Consider the following 21835-nt stretch of genomic DNA (forward strand, 5'->3'; position numbering starts at 1 on the left):
ATCACTTATCGTTCAAAACGGAAAGTGATTTTTTTTATTTAAAGGAGGAAGATAAAAATGAGTATACAAGAACAGGTTAAACAAGAAAATGTAAAACATGCACTATATGAGTATGCGATGAATACGGCTGGAAATGAAAAAGGGAGGTTCCCAAAAGAGAATATGCAGGAGGTGAGAAGAGGTGTCGAGCCAGATGTGACTCGGTTGTCGTTACCTTCTGTTACAAGCGCAATGGACTGGGGACAAGGAGATATCACAATTGATGTTCATCATGATACAGGGAAAGTGAGAGTATATGAACAAGAAATAGATGGTGAGAATTGGTCAAATTCTTCTCTTCGACTTACAGGAGAAAAGCTGTTGTCTGATGTGATGAAAGAACAGGAAGAAAAACCGCAAAGAACACATCAAATTGTAAAAAATATACCGAAAGAATTAGAAACTCGTTACCGAGCATTTGTAGAAGCTAAAAGACAAGAAGATGAATACAATACAGACAGTATGTTGAGAGTGATGCATAAAGAAGACAAATATACGACATTACGGAAAACAGCGATTGAACAAGGAGTAATGAGTGAATCATCCATTCAAAGGATGGAAGATAAGGTAGAACAGTCTTTTGAACCCCTAGAGCGATTAGAGGTAAAAGATAAGGTGATGTTACCAAAAGAAAATCCAAAAGAGTCATATAAACAATCATATAAGGAACAAGTGCTAGAAGAGATTGCTCCTTCTCAGGAGGAGGAACGATATAAAGAGCAGTATAAGGCTGAAGTATTGGCGATGCTGGGAATTGATAAAGGAAAATCATCTGATGCCAAAAAACAGGTATCAAAAGAAGAAAAAAAGGAAGCTCGTCCAGAGCAACAAGAAGAAAAGTATACGAAAAGTCGGGAAGAGCGTGTCAAAGAAATGAAAGAGTTCGAGAAAACACATTCTTATCCTGAAGTATACCGGTTGAAAAAGGAAGCTCTTCAGGAGTTAAAGGGAATGAACCTAACAGATTTCCAGCGGGAAAAGTTAGTAAATATTGAAAAAGCCCTAGATCAAGAAAAACAGGAATATGATAAAAATAATAAAAAAGAGTCTAGTCAGGAGAAAGAACCGAAGAGCCAAAATAAATTCGCACAGCTTTTTCATCGCTTTAAAGGTGTGCAAAAGAACGAGCAGCCAAAAGAGGCGGAAATGGATCATGCTAGATAAATATAGATTGAGGAGAGTACTGTGAAACAGTGCTCTTCTTCTTTTTCAAAGCGAAAGGAGAGAAAGGAATGGTAAATATCGTTGAGATTGTAGACATCGACTATACGGGTGTATGGGCAGAAACGAAAAATGCAGAAGAATTAATCTTTATTTCTTTTCCAAAGGAAAAAGTTCAAATGGCACGTAAAATATTGTCAGAGAAAAAACAAATGTATGTGTTCTTACAGAAAGACTGGGAATGGAGAAAGATGTCATGAATCCATGGTTATTTGCTGGCTGTATGTTACTTGTGACTGTGGCAATGAACATTTGTATATGGGCAGTACAATGCGTGATAAAACGGTTTAAAGTACGAAAAATGAGACGTCAAAATTAGAGACTTACATACATGAGGAGGAATCAATGATGGGAAAGACATTATTTATTGCGGAAAAGCCGAAAGTTGCATACGAATTATTGAAATCACCACGTTTTCGAAATGCAGAGAAGCATATGGGAAGTAAGCCGTACTTTGGTTACTTTGAAAATCAAAAATATATTATTAGTTGGTGTTCTGGTCATTTATTAGAGCTGAAGAATCCAGAAGAAATAGATGAGAAATATAAAGAATTTACATTTGAACATTTGCCTCTTTTGTTAGAGCCGGAATACAAAGTGAAGCCAGATTATATCGAACAAATCAATATTTTAGTAGATCTGTTGCAACGTCAGGATGTAGATCATGTGGTCAACGCTTGTGATGGAGATCGTGAGGGCGAGCTTATTTACCGTGAAATGTATGAATATGCGGGTGTAAATAAACGACAATCTCGCCTCTGGCTTGCTTCTTATGAGCCAGCAGAATTAGAGGCAGGATTAAATCGATTAGAGCCAGGGGAACACTATGACGGACTTGCAAATTCCGCAAAAGCAAGGCAATATCTGGACTATCTTCTCGGAATCAATGTGACAAGAGGATGTACAACAAAACTTGCTAAAAATCAGTTTTTATTGGCAACAGGACGTGTACAAATGTGCCTGTTACATGAAATTTGGCAACGTGAGGTAGCGATAGAGAATTATAGGGAACAAACCTACTATAACTTGAAGCTCATCACAGATAACGGGTTAGAGGCAGTTATGAAGACAGAAGACCAGTTATTAGATCCAGCTCCTTTACAAAGGCTTGGGACAAAATTAATTGGTACAGACTTAACGGTAACAGAATTTAAAGAGAGTACCAGAAAAAAGAAACCAAAGTTATTATATAACCTTACAGACTTGTATAAAGATGCTCACGCAAAATTAAAGGTAAGTGCAGAAACCGCAAAAAAACATATTCAGAGTTTATATGAAGAAGGTTGGATTTCTTATCCTCGTTCATCGTCCAGGCATTTACCAACGGAAAAGGTAGGAAGAGTACAAGAAGTATTCCAAGCCTTACAGTCTACGAATTATGCGGATCTGGTTCAACTCGTAGATACGCATACCATTACAGAAAAACATGCCACATTTAACGATGAGCTTGTAGATAGTCACTTTGCCATCATCCCGACAACAAAACTATATGACGGGACCAATAGAAAACCATTAGAAATTCAATTATATGACCTCATTGTGAAACGGTTTATTGGAAACTTTATGCCACCGGCTGTTTATTTGGTACGTGAGGCACTTTTTATGGACATTGATGAAAACATATACAGTACGAAAGAGAAGGTTTTGCAGGAAAAGGGATTTTTAAGCGTATTTCATGAGGACATGGAAGAAGGTTCTGTGGAAAGCTTTCAAATCCCTTTTTTATATGAAGGAGACTCATTCCAAATCGTAAAACATGACTTAATTCAGTCGAAAACAAAGAAACCAGCATTCCACACAGAAAGCTCCATTCTAACGTTTATGGAGACCGCCGGTCGTAAATTAGATGATGACCATTTAAAAGAGTTAATGAAAGGAAAGAGAATTGGAACAGTCGCAACAGAAGAGACTTTTATTCCAAAACTCGCAATGAGAAATTACATCACAGTTACCAATGGCCAAATTCGTACTACGAAAATTGGTCGTGCATTTGTAGGAAAATTTCCGATAGATGAAATCAAGAATCCAGCTTATACGGCTGAAATGGAAGGGATGATTCATATGATCGAAAAGAAAGAAATGCCATACAGTGAGTTTGTGGAAAATACAAATACTTTTGTGAAAGATACGGTTGCGAAGCTGGGAGAAATAGAAGAAAAGGTAGCGGATGAAATGATTTTGAATTGGAATCAACAAATTGAAGTATGCCGTTGTCCATGTAAAAAGGGGAAAATCCTTCATAAAGGAAACTTCTATGGGTGCAGTAACTATCCTGAGTGTGAAATCCGTATGCCAAAGAAAATTAAAGAAAAAGCGATTCCTGAAGCACAAATAAAAAAGCTATTTGAAAGCAAGAAAACGGATCTGTTAAAAGGTTTTAAATCCGGTGAGAAAGAGTTTTCGGCGTATTTAGTATTCCGAGAAGGCAAAGTACAATTCCAGTTTCCAACGACAGAGGAGCTGTCTCTTGGTAAGTGTCCAGCTTGTAAAAAAGGGGATATTCTTCACCGAAAAACATTTTTTGGGTGCACAGAATATAAAAATGGTTGTAAGTTCATGTTGCCAGCAAAAATCAAGGAAAAAGCGATCCCTCCTTCACAACTGAAAAAGATTTTGAAGGGGCAATGTTCAGACTTCATTCAAGGGTTCAAAGGAGAAAAAGGTGAATTTACAGCGGCACTCTATTTGGATAAGGAGGGGCTAAAGTTTCGTTTTCCAACACTTGAAGATCGTACACTAGGGAAATGTCCGTTATGCAAGAGCCGAGTGATTGTAGGGAAATCAAATTACTTATGCGAGCAATATAAAAAGACTTGTGAATTCATTATTCCAGGGGTCGTGTCTGGAAAGAAAATTAGTAGTAACAATGTGATCAAAATATTAGAAAAGAATATGACCGATCAAATCAAAGGATTTGAGTCCAAAAATAATGGGAAGAAATTTGATGCTCGTTTATCCTACAGTACGCAAGAGAAACGAGTAAAATTCTTATTTGGAAAATAAACGATGTTGAGAACTGATACAAACAGTTCTTTTTTTTATTCTTAAAACTATGCACAACAAGGGGGGCTAACATGACATATCGACTAGCAGAGGAGGAAGTCATGAAAGCAAAAGATGTAGATCTGTTGTCGTATCTAGAAGCCAAAGGGGAGAAATTTCAAAAGGAGGGCAGTTATTATCGCCATACAGAGCATGACAGCTTGATTATTCGAGAGAATATGTTTGCATGGAATAGCCGGGGAGAGAAAGGATACGGGGCGATTAGCTTTGCTAGAATGTACTATGGTATGTCGTTTCAAGAAGCAGTTCGAGACGTGAATCTTGGTGATTATCCTACTTTTACATCTTCTAAAGAAGAAGAAGCAAAACAAGATGAACCATTTCGTTATCCAGGACACTTAGAAGCCCAGGATAAACAAGCTATTAAGCGCTATTTAACTGATGAACGGAAAATTGATGCTCGTTTAGTAAATTGGTTGATTAGGCAGGATTTGATAGCCCAGGATAAAAAGAAAAATGTTGTGTTCAAATGGCGAGAACAAGGTGGAACAGGAAATGTAGTAGGTGCGGAGCGTCAAGGGACAGTTAAGATGGAAAATAAGCGAGGTTCTTTTAAACAAATTTTACCGAATGGAAAACCGCATACGGGATTTATGGTGGATGTTGGGAAACCAACATCCATTTATTATTTTGAGAGCCCAATTGACCTTCTTTCGTATTGGACGTTACAACAAAATCGACTACAAAATGCAAGGTTAGTCAGTATGAATGGACTGAAGATGAAAACCGTTTTACGTACATTTAAAGAGGCAAAAGATGAAGGATTTCCCGTGAATCGAATTGTCCTCGCAGTAGATAATGATAAAGCAGGGAAGGAATTTACGGAAAAGATGGGAGCTTTAACGATTACACCTCGTGTACAAATGCATCTACCATCTCAAGAAAAAGATTGGAATGATGTACTGAGGGCAGTCATACAATCAACAGAAAAACAGCAACAGTCACAGATACAACCGCAAGTACAACAAAAGAAACAAGCGGTACGAATACAGAAAAAGGAGATGGAACGAAGTGTCTAATGTAGCAGGGATGCCAGGAATATTACAGCTTTTTTTGTATGGAATGGGTATCTATATTATCTTTCATATGTTGAATTGGGGATACAGAAAAATACGTGATATTCGAATTCTAAAAAGAATGGCAAAGTCGGGTATTCGTATTATAGATAAAATGGATGGACATCAGTTTGAGGTGTATCTAAAGGCTCTCTTTCGAGAACTTAGGTACCGTCCAGAGGTCACAAAACGTTCCTGTGACTACGGAGTTGACGTCGTATTAAAAGGAAAAAACCGTATTGTGATCCAGGCAAAACGATATGGGATAAAGAATCGAGTGGGGATCCGAGCTGTACAAGAAGTATATGCAGGGAAAGCGTATTATAAGGCAGATGAAGCATGGATTGTAACCAATAGTTTTTATACAAAACAAGCGAAAGAATTAGCGGAAGCATGTCATGTAAAACTAATAGATCGAGTTGAGCTTCAAAAATTGATTAACAAAGTAAATCCAGAGTATTCGGCTGAAGATGTATTTCACGGTGTAGATCTAGCAGAACGGAAATGCCCAGTGTGTAAGAATCATTTAGTCGTTAGAGATTCAAATAAAACTGAAAACAAGTTTTTTGGATGTTCCCAATATCCGATATGTACACATACAGAATCAATTCATAATTGAGCTGTGATGAAAATCCGGCTCTTTTGTTATTTTTAGGGATTTTTGTTTAAAAAATCATATTTCCATCAAATAACGGCTTCTCATATTGTCCTGTAGCGAATATTTAATAAGTATTGAGTGTCATAAGACCTAAATGGAAATAAATGCGTTAAAAACGGAAATAAGCAGTTTAAAGGGAGTTCAGGTTAATTTTGAGAATTTTTTATAATATGTTTGAAAATTACATAAAATAACCTTGTAAGGTTGGTAAGTTTGTTATATTATAACCTTATAAGGTTAATATCTGAGGAAAAGGAGTGAGAATATTGGAGAATACAGTAAAAGAAATCATTGATGATTTACAGTATCTGTTCAGGAATGGAGAAGTTGGCATGGAAGCAAGTAATCCGGCATACTATCAGAAGTTTTGCAAAGTACTGGATGCAACAGAAATGAACTATGATTTACACATTCATGAATATGACGCGGCTTCCCTAGTCGTTAAATTGGTGTGAAATACGAACGTTACAAGGGGTTATTCACTTGAAGTATAAAAAGGGAATGGGGAGGAAAAGGATATGAAAATTGGTACATCTGAATGGCTTTCTCTTAGCAATGATATTAAGATGAGGTTGATTCGTCTGGCTGTCATAGATAATAAATATAAACAAACAAAATAAAAACCCCTTCATTTGCTTAACAGCAAACAAAGGGCTTAGTTAATGAGTGACTGAAGAAGAAGGAAATCTCGACCATTTCCTTCTTTATTTATTGTAACATAAAAGGAAAAGCACAAACAAAGGAGAATTCTCATGAAAGAAATTGATAAATACATGACACCATCTGAAGCAGCTTTTTATTGGAGGATTCCTCGTGAGACAATCAAGAATAAATATAGCCCATCCCTAATGAACGAGAAGCAAATAAATGATTTAGAGCGCATGTTACAAGAAGGCTTAGTGAAGTACTTTTTGCATCCTGAAGGAAAGCGTAAGGAATGGATCATAAGCCGCCAGGCAATGTATGAATGGTTTGGAGAACCCAAAGATAAGTAAGAAGGGATGATAAAAATGAAAGATGAAACATTTTCTCTGTGGGGAGGTTTCAAAAGCATACTTAGCTTGATTATTTGGTTTTGGATCGTTATGTTTTTGATATTTGGGGAAAGCTTGCTACAATAGAATCAAGTCGAATGAGAAACACCCTTAGGCAGCTCTCATGGGTTTATGATCTATGGGGGCTTTATAATTAGAAATTATAATAATTTCACGTACCGCATTTATTAATAAAAAAACATACCCAAACTTAACAAAATCTTCTTAATAAAGTGTTATTTTGATATACATATCCTATTCATAGTAGTAAAATAGGATATGGAAAAGTAGGAATACAATTGACTGGTCGTGGTGCTAATCGCCACGTCATAAAACAATGTATTTGGATATAATCCTCTGTTGTTTTATACTTTTAAGTTTTTCGTATTTTTTATATTTGTTCTTACTAGTTTAAGAGGTAGAATTTTTCCTACTTTTCCTAACTTATCTAAAAGGAATGTCCTACTATGACATATAAATTAAATGTTGACCTGGTACAAAATCCTGAAATCATCAAAGAAAAATTCAAATCACTAAGTAATTTTAACGATGTGGCAAATATACTGGAAATCCCATCTTCTTTCTTACGCCAAATCTTAATAGTTTCAAAGAAGAGCAACTATGGGACTTTCACCATAAAAAAGAAAAGTGGAGATGACAGAAGAATTCATGCTCCTTCTAAAAATTTATTAATAATTCAAAAGAAGTTAACGTCTATCCTCAATCTTGTATATAAAAATCATGATAATTCACATGGTTTTATTAAAGATAGAAGCATAATTACGAATGCCAATAAACATATACGCAAACAATATGTCCTCAACTTTGACTTAGAGGACTTTTTTAATAACATTAACTTTGGTCGTGTCAGAGCAATGTTTATTTACTATTTTAAATTCAATGAAGCTGTAGCAACTATCTTAGCAAATATCTGTTGTCACTATGATGGATTTTTACCACAAGGGGCTCCTACATCACCGATTATTTCTAATATACTTGCAAATAAACTAGATAAAGATCTCACAAGATTGGCAAAAAGACATAGATGCGATTATACCAGATATGCTGATGACATTTCTATCTCTACAAATAAAGATAAGTTTCCTAAAGCAATCGCTCATACTAAAGACAGGAAAACTTACTTATCTTCTGAGATTATTAATATTGTGAAAAACAATGGATTCTTTATAAATGACAAAAAGAGTAGACTACATAGTAAGTCTGAAAATTTATCTGTTACAGGATTAACTGTTAATGAAGGTTTAAACGTTAAAAGAAGCTATATAAGAAGAGTTAGATCAATATTAAATTGCATCGAGCAAAATTTAGATAATTTAGACGAAGCAAAACGGATATTTATTGAAAAATATCCGTTTCGACAAATATCGTACGCACCTGAACCTGATATGTTCGCAATTTTAAAAGGAATGATTACTCATATAGGTCATATTAAGGGTAAAACAAATTCCGTTTATAGGAAATTAGCTATAAGGTATAACGACATAGCTGAGATTATAAGCTATACCGATATAGAAGAGAGTGAAAATATCTCTCCTATAAAATTACCTAGTACAAGAAGACAATTCCAGGAAACAAATACATTTGTTATTGAATCAAGCTTTATTTATAAAAGGGGAGATAACGAAGTATTTGAACCTTGCGGTCAAGGAACAGGGTTCTTACTAAAAGGCATTGGATTAGTCACTAACGCCCATCTTTTCGATAACTTTTTTAAAAAATCAAATGATGGTTATAACATAACAAATTTCTTAATTGAAGTGCATCAATCTAAATATTCAACAAGTACAAAGTACGCGGAATTATTATGGCATGATCGAATTAAGGATATAGCCATCCTACAATTTACAAATGGAAATTTAACAGATCAGGGATTTGATTACAATACATCCATTAAGACAGGGATGGAAATCGAGTTACTGGGTTATCCAGCACACACTCTAGATAATAGTATTAAAATTGAACCTGGAGTAGTTAGACAAGAAAGAAATAACCCAATGCCAGACCGACAAAAGCAAACAAGATTTGAGATAAGCCCACTTATATATAGTGGAAATAGTGGGGGACCAGTTGTAAATAAAGAAAATCAAGTTATAGCAATCGCTACAAGAGGGATAACACAAAATGGTGTTGTACCTAGTGAAGTTGTTCTCATTGGAGATGTTATAACTTTATTTGAAAAACACAACCCGATTCTCACAAAAAAATGTATAAATCAAGGTAAACTATCTCCTACTAAATACAGTCCTGTATTTTAGGTTCGCCTCTAAAAGGGGAACGGCAACGATTCCTTCTTTTTGGAGCCACTCACAAACGTAAAGCAAAGGAGGAGGTAAATCCTTTATCCTCCTCTTTTGCTTAGATTAACTATTTACTTGGTCGCAAGAACTTTAAATCTTTCCAATTAGGGTGTTTTTGCCCATTCCCCGAAAAGGGGGAATAAGACATAAAATACCAATTAATAAACAATCAACGTAACAAAAAGTTAGAAGTTTTATATTGTGACAAATCATTTTTGAGACAGAATTTAGTTACATCTAAATTCAATACGATCCAGTTTAGAATTTAAGAAGAAAAAATGTAACATAAACGTTCGTTTTTGTTACAAATCGAACGAATAAGGCTGTAGCCTAAATAAATCTACACCTGATATGGAATATTTTGTATTAATACCCCTTTTCGGGGGATGGGCAAAGAAACCCATATTACAACTCGTGAGGGTAATTTTTGTTGTCCAATATAGGCATTCCGAATTTCATAAGTATCTCCTGGTTTTATCTGATGCATAATATCTTCAAGGTTAAGTAAAACATATAGGGATTGCTTTTTTACTGTCCCATCCCGAAAAAATTCTGGAGAATCATTTTTTACATATACTCTATTATTTAATTTCAACCGTGAAACATAGAATACACCTCGTTGATCCATCTGGTCTAAATCTTTTAGAGAAAAGTATCCTAAATCTCGAATACATAAATCTCCTGAACGTAAGGTATCTAAACAATCTGTACCAAAGGTTTTATCATTATTTTTACCTGGCCCCATTTGAAAATTGAGGAATTTTCCACTATGTAAATCATACTCTAGCTGAATTTTAATACCGGCTGTTTGTGCACATCCTCCTGAACCAGGATAAATAGGGGCCAAATGATTAGGGACTTGAAAAATAGTAGCATCTAGAATACGTATACGTTGAAAATAAGAAGTATATTGGTTTTCGATTTGAGACGAATCGTTTAGTTGGCTTTTGACTAAAAGAGAAAATATACGCTGTAGAAATAAAACAGCGCATCGGTTAAAACGTTGATTAAGTCCTTCAGGACTCATGAGTGTAGCTGTATTTGCATAAAGTTGACTACATAATCGAGTGAGGGAATCACTTGCTACGTGTTGACTAATCCAAATACATAAAGCGGCCAAATCTCGTGCACCATACTTACTTTTACGTTTTACGAAACCCGTCTCCTGCGCGAGCTGTTGAAGGATGTTTGGAGATAAATATCGCTGTAGTTCTTCAGCGAATAAATGAAACTCATCTTGAATCGATAGAGTCATACAAAACGCCATCCTTTCTGTATATTTCTACAAAAAGAATAGCGTTTTTTTAATTATATGGATACAAATTTATCTTAGCTTGATAGCGATGTGGTACTACTCCTTAAAGAGAAAATTCACTATCAAAATCCGTATGGTTAGTGTTCTGCCCTTCTTTACTAAATGTACATCTACAAATTAGACATTCCCCTTTTCCTGTACTTTATTATGATTCCTTAGGCAGCCTTCTCTGTTTTAAATACCCATTGTTGAAGAGTTGGTTGATAATACGGTATCATCCACCCTAAAATTTTGCCGATAAAATAGGCGGCAATTAGTGTACCGATTCCGATTGAGCCTAATGATTGAATGAAAACTATACAGATTGCACCAGCCACACAAATGTTTATTAAATCACTCAAAATTTTTGCTTTACCGAATTGCAAATTGAATTTTTCACTAATTGCATAAGTTAACGCATCATACGGCATTAATGGCAGTTTCGCTGTTGTATAGCCCATTAAACCGACCGCTATAACAAATAAACTAACAATCAAATATACACTTCGAGCAAAGATAGTTTCAGGTGTAGGGAAAAGTTGTACAAGGAAGAGCGTTGCATCCATGAAAAACCCAAATAAAAACGAAATAATGAATTGACTCACAAATTCATTTAACTCCATTCGTTTACTTAATATCACTTGAATAATAATGTATAAAACATTTGCAAGCGCCATTGTCACACCAACCGATAAACCAATCGTTAGCGTACTTGCATATGCTAATGATGACACAGGCGATACACCAAATCCTGCTTGAATCGACATGCTAATGCCAATCGACATAAAAAATAACCCGAGCACGTATAAGATGATGCGCTTCAAGGTTCTGTTCCGATGATTCATAGTATCTCTCACTTTCTAGTTAATATTATCAATATAAAGACTATAGCTATAGAATTAAATATAACGCCAAATTCGACATATGAAAAATATATATATGATAAACTAATCATATCAAAAAACATATGACGGAGAGATACAATGGATTTTCGACAATTATATTACTTTAAAGAAATTGTGAAACAAGGAAGCATTTCTAAAGCAGCAGAAGTGCTCCATATCGCGCAGCCACCACTTAGTCAATTATTAAAAAAGCTTGAAACTGATCTTGGCACAACTTTAATTCATCGATATCGTCAAAAATGGGAGCTTACAGAAACAGGTGAAATACTTTACCAATATGCCAATCAAATGCTAATGCAAATTCAAGATGTAAAGCAGCAAATTCAAGAAATTGAACAAGGTATAGGAGGAACAGTAAGTATCGGTGTATCGTCTACATGTTCGAACATGCTCATTGACTATGTTAGTACGTTTAGAACACAATACCCTAATGTTAAAATAAATATAGTAACTGGAAATTCAGAAGAATTATTAAAAAGACTAGAACAAAGAGAAATTGATGTTGCCTTACTTTTACGATTGGGCAATAGTGAACAATATGAGATGAAAATATTAAAAAAACAACCAACCGCTGTGATTATTCCAACAAGTTGGGCAACATCGTTTTCATCACAGCATGTGACGATTGAACAGATTGTCCAGTTCCCATTCATTATGCTAGGAGCAATGGAAGGACTCTCCTTCAATGAAGACCTCTTCAAAGTGTTTGATGAACATCAAGTCAAGCCAAATATCATTATCGAGTGTAAAGATATAAGGATGATTGTAGCACTTGTTAGTAGAGGACTAGGATTATCCGTTATTCCAAGAATGGATTACACATCACCATTTTTAGAACATACAACACTTTTTGAATTGAAACAATTTGATTTTCATCTAGAGCCTGTAATAGTAAAATTAAAAGACCAACGAATTTCCAAAGTAGGATCTCAATTTTGGGAAATGGTTGATTAGAAGATGTGAACAAAGCAAAGATAGCCTTCAATCAAGTAATATAGACATCGTCCGAAAAATGTAGGTGAGTTTTAATTTTTAACTTAATGAGCAAGTTGTTTTACTAGAAAATGCGCATCTTGTTCGGTTATTTCGATTGATATTATGCCGTTTCTAAAAATAACATATGTTATTTTTTGCTCATCAGTTAGTAAACAAGTGTTATCATTTTTAGCAGAAATGATAGCACTTGTTTTCTTTTGTTAATTGCTTCTTTTTCATTCTTGCTCAGATAAAAATCGATGGTATTTCCTTCAGAATCCACGGCACGATACAGGTACATCCATTGACCTTTGACGTTTACAAATAAACATAGAGAAAAAATTTTGTTTTGGGGGTACTATAAATTTTTAGCTTGATGGCTATGGGGTCACCATATCAAAAAAAGAAAATTGTACGTTTAGACACAAATTAGACACATTTCAACCTATCGGCTGTACGCTAAGCATAAAATAGCCCCAAGGGAAGTGTTGCAAAAATTAACATATATGCAACACTTATATTGGACTTGATTTTTATAGCGTCATAACGTTGCATATATTATGTTGCAAATCAGAACCTGAAAATGATACGATATTTGTAGCAAAATAGAAAAACAGACTTACGCAACGTTAAGGGAGCTAAAAAATGAATTACGCATATATTCGTGTTTCAACATTACAACAAGACTATACATTTCAGAAAAAAGAAATCCTTACATATTGTGAGGCTAACAAAATTGAATTGTTAGAAGAGTGTATTTTCGAAGAAAAGCAAAGTGGAAAAAACATGGAGAGAGAACAATTCCAAATTCTTATGCAGCGACTCACTCTAGGAGATACACTTATTGTATATAAATTAGATCGTTTAGGTAGAAATCTTTCTGATATGATCCGTACTCATGAAAAATTGATTAAAAACGATATTGGGATTATTGCTATTAATGATAACATTGATACTCGGAAGAAAGATGACATGACTACGAAAGTAATGGTTACAATCTTATCTTTATTTGCTGATATTGAGAGAAACTATATACTGGAGCGAACACAGGCTGGACGTATTAAGTATGTAGAAAATGGCGGAAAACTGGGGAGAACGCCTAAAATCAATAAGTCTAAAACTGATCTGATACTCGAGTTACTTAATCAAGGAAAAACAAAACAGGAAATTGCTGATTTTTTAAATGTTGACAGAACTACTATTTATCGCACGTTAAAAAGAAATGGTTATTAGAAAAATGATTAACAACAAGTTCTATTTATAGTTATATAGGCTATGTACATTTATGAAAAATAATATAAGTTTTATTAAAAGACTTTATCACAACAAAAGGAGCTAAACCATAGATTTTAGCTCCTTTTGTTTGCAAATTATTTAATTATAAGGGCTACGATTCCTAAAATGACAAGTAGAATTCCACCTAAGAATTGTCCTAATCCAGAAGCCTCTCCAAGAATCAACAAATTGAAAAGATTTTTTCTTGTCTGGGTTTTTCCTACGAATGCATCATCTTTCTTCATTCTATATACACCCCATAAGATTAATACTATTCCAAAAACGATACCGAATAATTTTAAAGCCATTATATTTATCTCCATTCATTGTACATATATTGAATTTTTCCTTAAATAATAAAAGTTGTTGTTTATTCAATACTCATATGGCAAGATAGACATTAAATCCACCTCTTCAATTTCTTCTTTAGAATTCGTTGCGATTTCGTTATGTTCAAAAGACATACCCGTTAGTATTGCAAATGCTACTAAATTTCCTAAAAGAATTTTTTGCATGTTCTTCTCTCCTCACATTTCTTCCTTTTAAATATGGCAAAGGGGAATATTTGTATAAGAGGAATTGAAATACTTATCTTATCATTTGATGTAAACAAATAATTGTAACAGTAGAAACCCCCTCAAAAATTGAGGGGGCTCCATCACTTCGCTTCGGCTTGCTTGTCCACTTACTCTCGAGATATATCGTAATATAATTTCTAATTATTGCGCATTTTTTCTTGCTACTGTTATCTTATTGTTTTTTACAACCCAAGGATCTGAAACAAGTGAACCATCTGCTCTCTTTAACGTATACTTTGTTGCCAGTTGATATTCTGTAAACCCTGTTGTTTTACCAGCTTCACTTGTAACAGTACTTGTAATTGTTTCTTCTGATGCTTCCGTATTAGTTGTACTAATTTCTGTTTGTATTGTTCTTGAAACCTCTGATTTAATTGATGCAGATGCGTCTCCAAATTTTAATCCGAAATCTGCTCCAATCTTCATAGAAAGCGTATCAGTCATCTTTTGTTGATCTACAGAAGTTACACCTGTTTTAAATGAATAATTACGAGTCAAACCAGCCGGAATAACTGCTGAAAATGTTTTATCCCAATATTCTTCTTTTACCAAAGTATAGTATGGTGAATTGTGTATTTTTGTATAATCACTCGCTTGATTATCATTTACCATAATACAAGGTATTAAAGCTGCCCCAACAACAACAGAATTTGAAGTTTGAGGTAATTGTTGATCAATAGCTCCAGTATAATTTGGAGCATCAGGTCTAGTTCCTGTAGCTGGTAAATTTGGTAATGAAATAGAACTTCCAGAATTAGCAATGTTAAATACTCTATCTGAATCAGAAGGATTTGAATTATCCAAATCTGCAAACTCTATATACTGAGCTAGAGTCCCTTCCCATCCATAGGATACGACTTTCCCATATCCTTGGTTCACAATTTCATAATTATTACTTCCCTGGTCTCGTAAATTCCATTTTTGGTTAGAGGCACCAGTCCAACTCATTTGTCGCAAAACATCTTGCCCTCCAATGTAAAAATAACGAGGACTACCAAAATAAGCTTTACCCCCATCAGCTACTACAGGTTTACCACTATTTTTATTTACAATTGCATATGCTCCTCCATCAAGTGGGAAAAATACAAATTGTCTATTGTCTTCAGTAGTGCTTCCACCCCATAAAAGAATCGCTCTCTCATTATCAAGAGATGCATTAGCTACATCCCAAATTTTATACGTATTAGCTTTCAATTTAATATTATAATATTGATTCTTCTCTGGAGTTGCTGCGTGACTTGCAGGAGCCCAGATAGATAGACTCGTTGCTCCTACAAGTAATCCTGCCATGACTTTTTTTGATAATGATTTCATAATATTCTCCCCCTAATTTTGTCGACAAGATCCCTACAATATTACAAAAAATGAAATTATACTTGTACATTGCTTATACTTTCACCCCAGAATAAAATAAGATCATTTTTGCTATGTAGAGACTTAGAATGCCATTTTTTACAAATGTGATATTTTGGTGATTCTAGACTTTATCCAAATAAATTAATTGATTATTCGGATAATCAATTCGACATAATGTTACTTGCAACTATACTGCACTTTTATTAGTGTAGTGTAGTCTTCTCTTAATGGTCATACCAATTACACCTTTATTTAAACATTAAATTTTCAATGCGTAAATAGTAGAATTTTGTCGATTACATTCAATAATTAAGTTATTACGAATTACAATGAGAGGAGATATTATACAGATATAACTACTATTTTGATATCATTTAATTAACTAAAATAATTCTAACTTGATATATCTAGGTAAAAAATAATTATTTTAATTTGTGAGAAAAATACATTTAAATTTAATATTGTTAGTATAATTTAATCATACACTGCATATTGATTCCCTTTATTTGGATATGCAAAATTGCATATTCTAGAACCTATTACTCGTTAGTATCATAGAGAGCATTTACCTAATTATTAAAAAACATTAGTTTTTTAAATTATATAGAGGAGAATAAAAATTTGAAAACACGAGAACTTCTTACTACAACACAAAGGGAATATTTTAATGAAATTCCTAAGTATATGGATGAGAGAGAAATCCTACGTTACTACACCATATCCGATGAAGAATTACAAATTGGATAACTTTGCCCATCCCCCGAAAAGGGGTATTAAGACAAAATATCCCATATAAATTGTAGACGAATTATATCCAAATAAAAACCCAATGATATCATGCACACGTACTGATAACATTGGGTTTTATGAGTTTAACATTTTGTATCTTTTGTAAAACTCATTTTGATTAATTACATATCTACTAAAAAGTAGTCCCTAATCATTCTAGGTTCTACTAGGGGTTCGACCGAGATACGTGTAAAAACAGGTCATAGACTTACTTTTATTTCAAGATGTGATTTATTGAGCTTATAAATATCGTTTCATCTATTTTTATTAAGTAATTTGTCTATTAGGGGTACGGAAACGATTCAGGGTATGAGGGGCCACTCTGGGATTTAATTACAAATAAAAAAGAACTTTATTCAAGTTCTTTAAATCTACGATATAGAGCGGCCTGACTGACTCCTGTAATCTGACATATTTCCTTTACTGTTTTATTGGTATGTTTTCGTAATTCAATTGCATGGTTCATGCCAGGATGTTTATCCGTGTATTTCTTCACTCTTCCTCTATATACGCCTTTTTGTTTTGCTAGCTTTATTCCCGCATGTTGTTTTTCCTTAATCATTTCACGATCTAACTCACTAAAGGCAGCCATGACAGTTAAGAAGAACTTGCCCGTTGGAGTTCTTGTATCAATTCCTAAATTTAAAATTGCAAAGTGCACATCCTTTTCCCGAAATTGTTCTACTAACTGTAATAGCTGAATGGTATTTCTACCTAAACGATCCATTCTAGTTACGACTAAGGTATCCCCAGTAGTTAGTTTTGAAAGTAACGTGTCTAACTCCGGCTTTTGTTTTGTTACTCCACTAATTTTCTCTTTTATGATTTCATCTACTCCATATTTTATAAGTTGTTCAATTTGTGTATCTAAATTTTGATCTTGTGCACTTACACGTGCGTATCCATAGACCATTTTTATCCCTCTTTTTGTACATATTTTTGATAAGTGTTATTGAGAGTCTATGAAGCTAATTGTCAATTTAGGAGTTATTTTGCACCTATTTTAAGCGCTATTTTGCACTATGAGTAAATATAAAAAGCCCAATTTCTCATTAAAATTGAGAAATTAGGCTTTTTTCGTTGCTCCATTAAAGCGCCCTTTTCTGGAACAACAACATTTTCATTTAATGCTTTTTCATCCACTCTGATTTATTCAATATATAGTGATTATATAATTCATTTTCTATCGTTTGTTGACTCAGATAAGTAAATCCGCATTTTTCAATAACTTTATTTGATGAAACGTTGTTAATTAAAGCTACTGCGTTAATGACATCTAAATTTGTATTTGTAAACAAATAGTTAATCAATCCTTTAGACGCTTTAGTAGCGTATCCTTTCTTTTGAAATTCACTTGAAATGGCATACATAATTTCTCTATTCGGTGAAGGTAGCTCATCTTTAATGCCTGTACAGCACCAACCAATAAATTCATCTGTTTCCTTAATAAATACCCCTAGTTTTAAAAAATGACCATCTATGTTTGATGTATTTACAGCGGCATCAAGAAAGGCTTTATTTGCTGGTATTTCATAATTGGTAACCCAATCTATCCTTTGTTCTTTTGTTGATTTCCAGTCTGGCAAGAACTTAAATATTTCGGGTTGATTTGAAATTCTGTATATACTATCTGCATCTTTAATGGAAAACTCTTGGATATATATATCTCCGCAATCTATTCTAAATAATCTTTCTGATGTTTTATGCTTCATAACTCTACCCCTTGTAAGTCATATTTTCATTACTTCTTTTAGTGAGCAATCTTATTCCATTTAAACTCCCTTTTCCTTAATGATAATTATCTCAAAATTTAATTATTTATACAATCACTTATTCCAGAATATGGACCGATTGCGGAACAAAATTAAAAAAGCGCTTTTTATCAAAAAAGCAGCCTGCCAATATTTCTTAAACCCAATATTTGTTCCAAAACTCGTGCAAAATAGCACTTAAAACAAGTGCAATTTATCTCCTAAATTTACAGCTTTGAAATAGCGGTGAACTGTTTATAAGGTCTTGAATTTTTGATTAAACTTTTTGTAAAAGTAAGTTACTAAATATAACGAAACGCCTTTATTTTGATTGGATTTTTCTCAAAATAAAGGCTAGGTATATGGTGAGCAAACACGGGTCACGGGATATTTTTAATCAAACTTTATTTCAAACCAACAGAAGAATCACTTTGATTACTTGAAGTACTTGAATTATTTGAAACCGAAGAACATCCACCTAATAATAAAATACCGATTATAATCGTAATAAATCTAAATTTCATTTTATATCTCCTTTTCAATATGCAGTGATTCTAATATAACATAAATTAGAAATCAAATACCCTTAGCGTGGTTTTTTTTTAAATGCTGGCGGTACCTCATAAAGTGTGTACATAAATCAATGTTCAATTAATCTTTGAATTTTATCTTTCTGAACATGTATTTATCTTTTAAAAATGCTGCCAAGATAAGTTTTTTTCCAAAAATGATATAGTGACCCCTTAAGCTGTTATGAATATGCCTAATGTTTATTTTGCTAAGTTCCCAGTGAAAACCCAACCATTTACTTCCTCATCTAATGAATTTGTGTACATTATAAATGACCAATTTCGTTTCTTTTCAATAATTATCACAGGTTTATTATAAGGAATGGTGTCAATTACACCAGAAGCGCGTTGTTGTGATCGGAAAACAGGTGTTTCTCTATTGGTAACCCGAATTCTGTTTACAGCAGACTGAGCAATACCAAAATCCCTTTCTAAAGTTGTTTTTACTTGCTTTGCATTTTCTTCAGGCTTATTAGATATGAATTCAGATACATGAAGAACATTTTCTTTAAATATATCTTCCACAGCCGGTGCTATAAGGGGACACTTTATCAAAAAAAGAAAATTGTACGTTACGGCACAATTTAGACACATCTAATTTGATACCCTTATTTTGAGAAGTCAGCTCATTTTTTCTTCTTTGGGCTGTTTATTTTTCTTAAGTTAATGGGCATATGATACTACCTCATAATACATATGAGAATCATTTAACCATTTCTTAACATTTTCTCAACATTACATTATACATATATACGATACAATAATAAGTAATTCTCTTTATCTTACTTCTATATATTTGTTATTTCCTGTTGCAGAACTCTTATGATAAGGGTTCTATTTTTTGTCCCAAAAGGTACACCTTTTGTAGTGTAGTGATTTCTATAAAAAACAATATGCCAAAAAGTTCGAGGTTACAAAACAATGTCTCAAAAACGACCGTTTATGGTACTTTACTTATTTCTATCCAGATAGAGAAAAATACTATTCAAATTAAGTTTCAAAACTCATTACCAAAACAAAAGCTCCTAACATATTAGTCATGTACAATATGTTAGGAACATGATATTTTAGGTTTTTTGTGGATTTAGGTCTTGATAACGTACGCTAAGATATTTTGGGAAGTAAAAACCCTAACATAAGAAAACAATTATTTACGACGCCTTCTCTTTGATTTTATTCGCTGATTTGTTTGACTATATTTTTTTATATGAGTGCTTTTTTTCCTATTATAATTAGGTAACTTTAATATAAGAACAGAAATAGTAGAAAAAATGCAAAATATAAGGATTGCTATTATCCACAGCTTAATGTCATATTCATATAGCTTACTAAAATACTTTTTGTCACGAGTAATATAGCTTACATTACTGTCAATTGCTTCGAGGGTGTAGGGAATAACCCAAAAGGAACCAATTATCATAACAAATGTTCCAAGTATGAAACTGAGTATATGTTTTATCATGTTCTGTTCTCCTTTAAGTATGTTTACTATATACGCTCATATAGTATATATGGTTTTTCTGCAAAGATTGGTCTTAATTTAAATTAATAAACATTCCTGTTAAGTTGATAGTGCATATGATGATTTCATGGAAATGAGTATTTAAATTGAATACTTTAAAAAGCGTAGAAAGATTCAATTCCTACGCTTTTTCTTCTTAATAAATATTTATCGTTGTTCTAAATCTTTTATATAAGATTTTACAGCTTGTAATAAGAATTCTTCCTGTCCCATACCTGCATCGGCTGCCACTTGCACTATTTTTTGCTTGAATTCATGATCTGCATGAAAAGTTAATGACTCTACATTACTTTTAAAGTAAATACCTTCTACGTGTGGAAGTATCGTACCGGATTTCATATGAGAATGTAAGTATTTAATCTCCTCTTGAAACTGCAATGGATCAACTTGTAATATGAAAGGTTTAATTTCTAATTTCATACTATCAGATGAAATACTCAATCGCATATTTGTAACACCTAGCTCTTTATAAAATAAATTTATTAGATTATAAGTGATGGAATGAAATAGCTGAGGTTTTTTAAATGAAAAAGATAAATATCCACGTTTCGTAATTACCGCTTGTTTATGGAAAGGTTCAAAGGAGTAATCACGTTCCTTATAAGTGGATAGAGGGAAGATTTCTTCGTCTTCTGTAAGAATCTTGCCATCTGCTCCATTGATCTCTATTACCCTAGCTGTTTTTCCGGTATGTTTATGTGTTAATAATTGATATAAATATATCTCTTCTTCTTGAATCTTAGTAATGAATGTTTTTCGCTCTTTTGATGTAGTTTTTTCATAAGTAAGTTGAAAAGTTTCAAGGTCACCTTTATCAATGATATATACTTCTTTTCCACGTTTTTCAATCTTTGAAGCAGGTAATTTACCAGATTTGATATAGGTAAAAACTGTAGATGGTGCTATATTGAGAATTTCAGCTGCTTCTTTTGTGCTATATCCTTCAACATCTTCAATATTTTTTAAACGTTCAATATCCTCTAAATAAAAAATCTTACTACCGAATTGCTTCCAGTTATCTTTATATACACATTCTATTAATCCATCTTTTTCTTTTTGTAAAATTGTTTGTACCGTTACTCCTAATAAGCCGGCTGCCTCTTTTGTCGTTACAGTAGGTTTTGTAATGAACAATAAATCTTGTGTCATGTAAGGACACCTCCATAACTATTGTTTACTAGTATTTTAGATATGTATATATCATATCAGAATATGATATATATTTAAAATAAGAAATAGAATTTATTAAAGTTCTTATACATTTTTATAATTTAAGAATAGTCGTAATTTGTTTTATGTTTTAATAGGTTTTTAAGGTTGGTTTTATTATAAAAGGAATTTTAATGTTAAATAGTTAATGATTAAATAATATCTATTTACTAATAAATTATAAAAAAATATAAGTATAAGTAAATAGAGAAGAATATAGTATT

Annotated in this window: 20 protein-coding genes and 3 pseudogenes; 12 read left to right on the forward strand and 11 right to left on the reverse strand. The window is 33.2% G+C overall.

Annotation, left to right across the window (positions count from 1 at the left end; translation table 11 throughout):
- Positions 1–57 precede the first annotated feature (57 nt).
- The 9 genes from QRY57_RS00090 to QRY57_RS00130 all read left to right on the forward strand — a co-directional run bounded on the left by QRY57_RS00090 (position 58) and on the right by QRY57_RS00130 (position 9346).
- Positions 58–1203 (forward strand): hypothetical protein, encoded by a 1146-nt coding sequence (locus tag QRY57_RS00090; RefSeq protein WP_286015132.1) that lies wholly within the window; start codon positions 58–60, stop codon positions 1201–1203.
- Positions 1204–1271: 68 nt separating this feature from the next.
- Complete coding sequence (locus QRY57_RS00095) at positions 1272–1460, forward strand: hypothetical protein (protein WP_286015133.1); 189 nt, start codon at positions 1272–1274, stop codon at positions 1458–1460.
- Positions 1457–1579 carry a hypothetical protein gene (locus tag QRY57_RS00100; protein ID WP_255260060.1) on the forward strand — a complete coding sequence of 41 codons (123 nt, stop codon included), beginning with the start codon at positions 1457–1459 and terminating at the stop codon, positions 1577–1579. Before QRY57_RS00095 ends, QRY57_RS00100 begins: the two co-directional genes overlap by 4 nt.
- 29 nt (positions 1580–1608) lie before the next feature.
- On the forward strand, positions 1609–4263 hold the full coding sequence (locus tag QRY57_RS00105) for a type IA DNA topoisomerase (RefSeq protein WP_286015212.1): 2655 nt from the start codon (positions 1609–1611) through the stop codon (positions 4261–4263).
- 71 nt (positions 4264–4334) lie between these two features.
- Entirely contained in the window at positions 4335–5342 is a 1008-nt protein-coding gene (locus QRY57_RS00110) for a DUF3991 and toprim domain-containing protein (protein ID WP_286015134.1), read from the forward strand.
- On the forward strand, positions 5335–5997 hold the full coding sequence (locus tag QRY57_RS00115) for a restriction endonuclease (protein WP_286015135.1): 663 nt from the start codon (positions 5335–5337) through the stop codon (positions 5995–5997). Before QRY57_RS00110 ends, QRY57_RS00115 begins: the two co-directional genes overlap by 8 nt.
- Before the next feature lie 296 nt (positions 5998–6293).
- A complete protein-coding gene (locus QRY57_RS00120; RefSeq protein WP_286015136.1) occupies positions 6294–6491 on the forward strand; it encodes a hypothetical protein in 198 nt (65 codons plus the stop codon).
- A 297-nt stretch (positions 6492–6788) separates the two neighbouring features.
- A complete protein-coding gene (locus QRY57_RS00125; RefSeq protein WP_000658310.1) occupies positions 6789–7031 on the forward strand; it encodes a helix-turn-helix domain-containing protein in 243 nt (80 codons plus the stop codon).
- A 506-nt stretch (positions 7032–7537) separates the two neighbouring features.
- Positions 7538–9346, forward strand: a complete 1809-nt coding sequence (locus tag QRY57_RS00130; RefSeq protein ID WP_286015137.1) for a reverse transcriptase domain-containing protein — start codon at positions 7538–7540, stop codon at positions 9344–9346.
- Between the two features lie 448 nt (positions 9347–9794).
- On the opposite strand, the pseudogene QRY57_RS00135 reads toward QRY57_RS00130, so the two are convergent.
- Positions 9795–10643, reverse strand: a pseudogene (locus QRY57_RS00135) (IS4 family transposase); the annotation flags it as partial.
- A 215-nt stretch (positions 10644–10858) separates the two neighbouring features.
- Positions 10859–11527 carry a YczE/YyaS/YitT family protein gene (locus tag QRY57_RS00140; RefSeq protein WP_286015138.1) on the reverse strand — a complete coding sequence of 223 codons (669 nt, stop codon included), beginning with the start codon at positions 11525–11527 and terminating at the stop codon, positions 10859–10861.
- 138 nt (positions 11528–11665) lie between these two features.
- Between QRY57_RS00140 and QRY57_RS00145 the strand changes: the two genes are divergently transcribed.
- The gene (locus QRY57_RS00145; protein WP_286015139.1) at positions 11666–12541 is read left to right on the forward strand and encodes a LysR family transcriptional regulator; all 876 of its coding nucleotides are present in this window, start codon (positions 11666–11668) and stop codon (positions 12539–12541) included.
- 187 nt (positions 12542–12728) lie between these two features.
- Here the strand turns inward: QRY57_RS00145 and QRY57_RS27045 are convergent.
- Positions 12729–12887 (reverse strand): annotated as a pseudogene (locus tag QRY57_RS27045) (DDE-type integrase/transposase/recombinase); the annotation flags it as partial.
- Between the two features lie 320 nt (positions 12888–13207).
- Between QRY57_RS27045 and QRY57_RS00155 the strand changes: the two are divergent.
- A complete protein-coding gene (locus tag QRY57_RS00155; RefSeq protein ID WP_286015140.1) occupies positions 13208–13795 on the forward strand; it encodes a recombinase family protein in 588 nt (195 codons plus the stop codon).
- 137 nt (positions 13796–13932) lie between these two features.
- On the opposite strand, the gene QRY57_RS00160 is transcribed toward QRY57_RS00155, so the two are convergent.
- From QRY57_RS00160 to QRY57_RS00170, 3 genes are all read right to left on the reverse strand, one after another.
- Positions 13933–14145, reverse strand: coding sequence for a hypothetical protein (locus QRY57_RS00160; protein WP_286015141.1), 213 nt, complete (start codon positions 14143–14145; stop codon positions 13933–13935).
- A gap of 66 nt (positions 14146–14211) precedes the next feature.
- A complete protein-coding gene (locus QRY57_RS00165) occupies positions 14212–14352 on the reverse strand; it encodes a hypothetical protein (RefSeq protein WP_286015142.1) in 141 nt (46 codons plus the stop codon).
- Between the two features lie 204 nt (positions 14353–14556).
- Positions 14557–15729, reverse strand: a complete 1173-nt coding sequence (locus QRY57_RS00170) for an RICIN domain-containing protein (RefSeq protein ID WP_286015143.1) — start codon at positions 15727–15729, stop codon at positions 14557–14559.
- Between the two features lie 663 nt (positions 15730–16392).
- Here QRY57_RS00170 and QRY57_RS00175 point away from each other — a divergent pair.
- Positions 16393–16518, forward strand: coding sequence for a DUF4158 domain-containing protein (locus QRY57_RS00175; RefSeq protein WP_286015144.1), 126 nt, complete (start codon positions 16393–16395; stop codon positions 16516–16518).
- A 394-nt stretch (positions 16519–16912) separates the two neighbouring features.
- On the opposite strand, the gene QRY57_RS00180 is transcribed toward QRY57_RS00175, so the two are convergent.
- The 5 genes and pseudogenes from QRY57_RS00180 to QRY57_RS00200 form a co-directional block, all read right to left on the reverse strand.
- Positions 16913–17473, reverse strand: coding sequence for a recombinase family protein (locus QRY57_RS00180; RefSeq protein ID WP_286015145.1), 561 nt, complete (start codon positions 17471–17473; stop codon positions 16913–16915).
- Positions 17474–17684: 211 nt separating this feature from the next.
- The gene (locus tag QRY57_RS00185) at positions 17685–18272 is read right to left on the reverse strand and encodes a GNAT family N-acetyltransferase (RefSeq protein ID WP_286015146.1); all 588 of its coding nucleotides are present in this window, start codon (positions 18270–18272) and stop codon (positions 17685–17687) included.
- Positions 18273–19081: 809 nt separating this feature from the next.
- Positions 19082–19411 (reverse strand): annotated as a pseudogene (locus QRY57_RS00190) (hypothetical protein); the annotation flags it as partial.
- A 616-nt stretch (positions 19412–20027) separates the two neighbouring features.
- A complete protein-coding gene (locus QRY57_RS00195; RefSeq protein ID WP_286015147.1) occupies positions 20028–20342 on the reverse strand; it encodes a hypothetical protein in 315 nt (104 codons plus the stop codon).
- Positions 20343–20549: 207 nt separating this feature from the next.
- Positions 20550–21551, reverse strand: a complete 1002-nt coding sequence (locus tag QRY57_RS00200) for a helix-turn-helix domain-containing protein (RefSeq protein WP_286015148.1) — start codon at positions 21549–21551, stop codon at positions 20550–20552.
- Positions 21552–21835: the final 284 nt, after the last annotated feature.

The sequence above is a fragment of the Bacillus arachidis genome (assembly GCF_030285945.1).
Lineage (GTDB): Bacteria > Bacillota > Bacilli > Bacillales > Bacillaceae_G > Bacillus_A > Bacillus_A arachidis.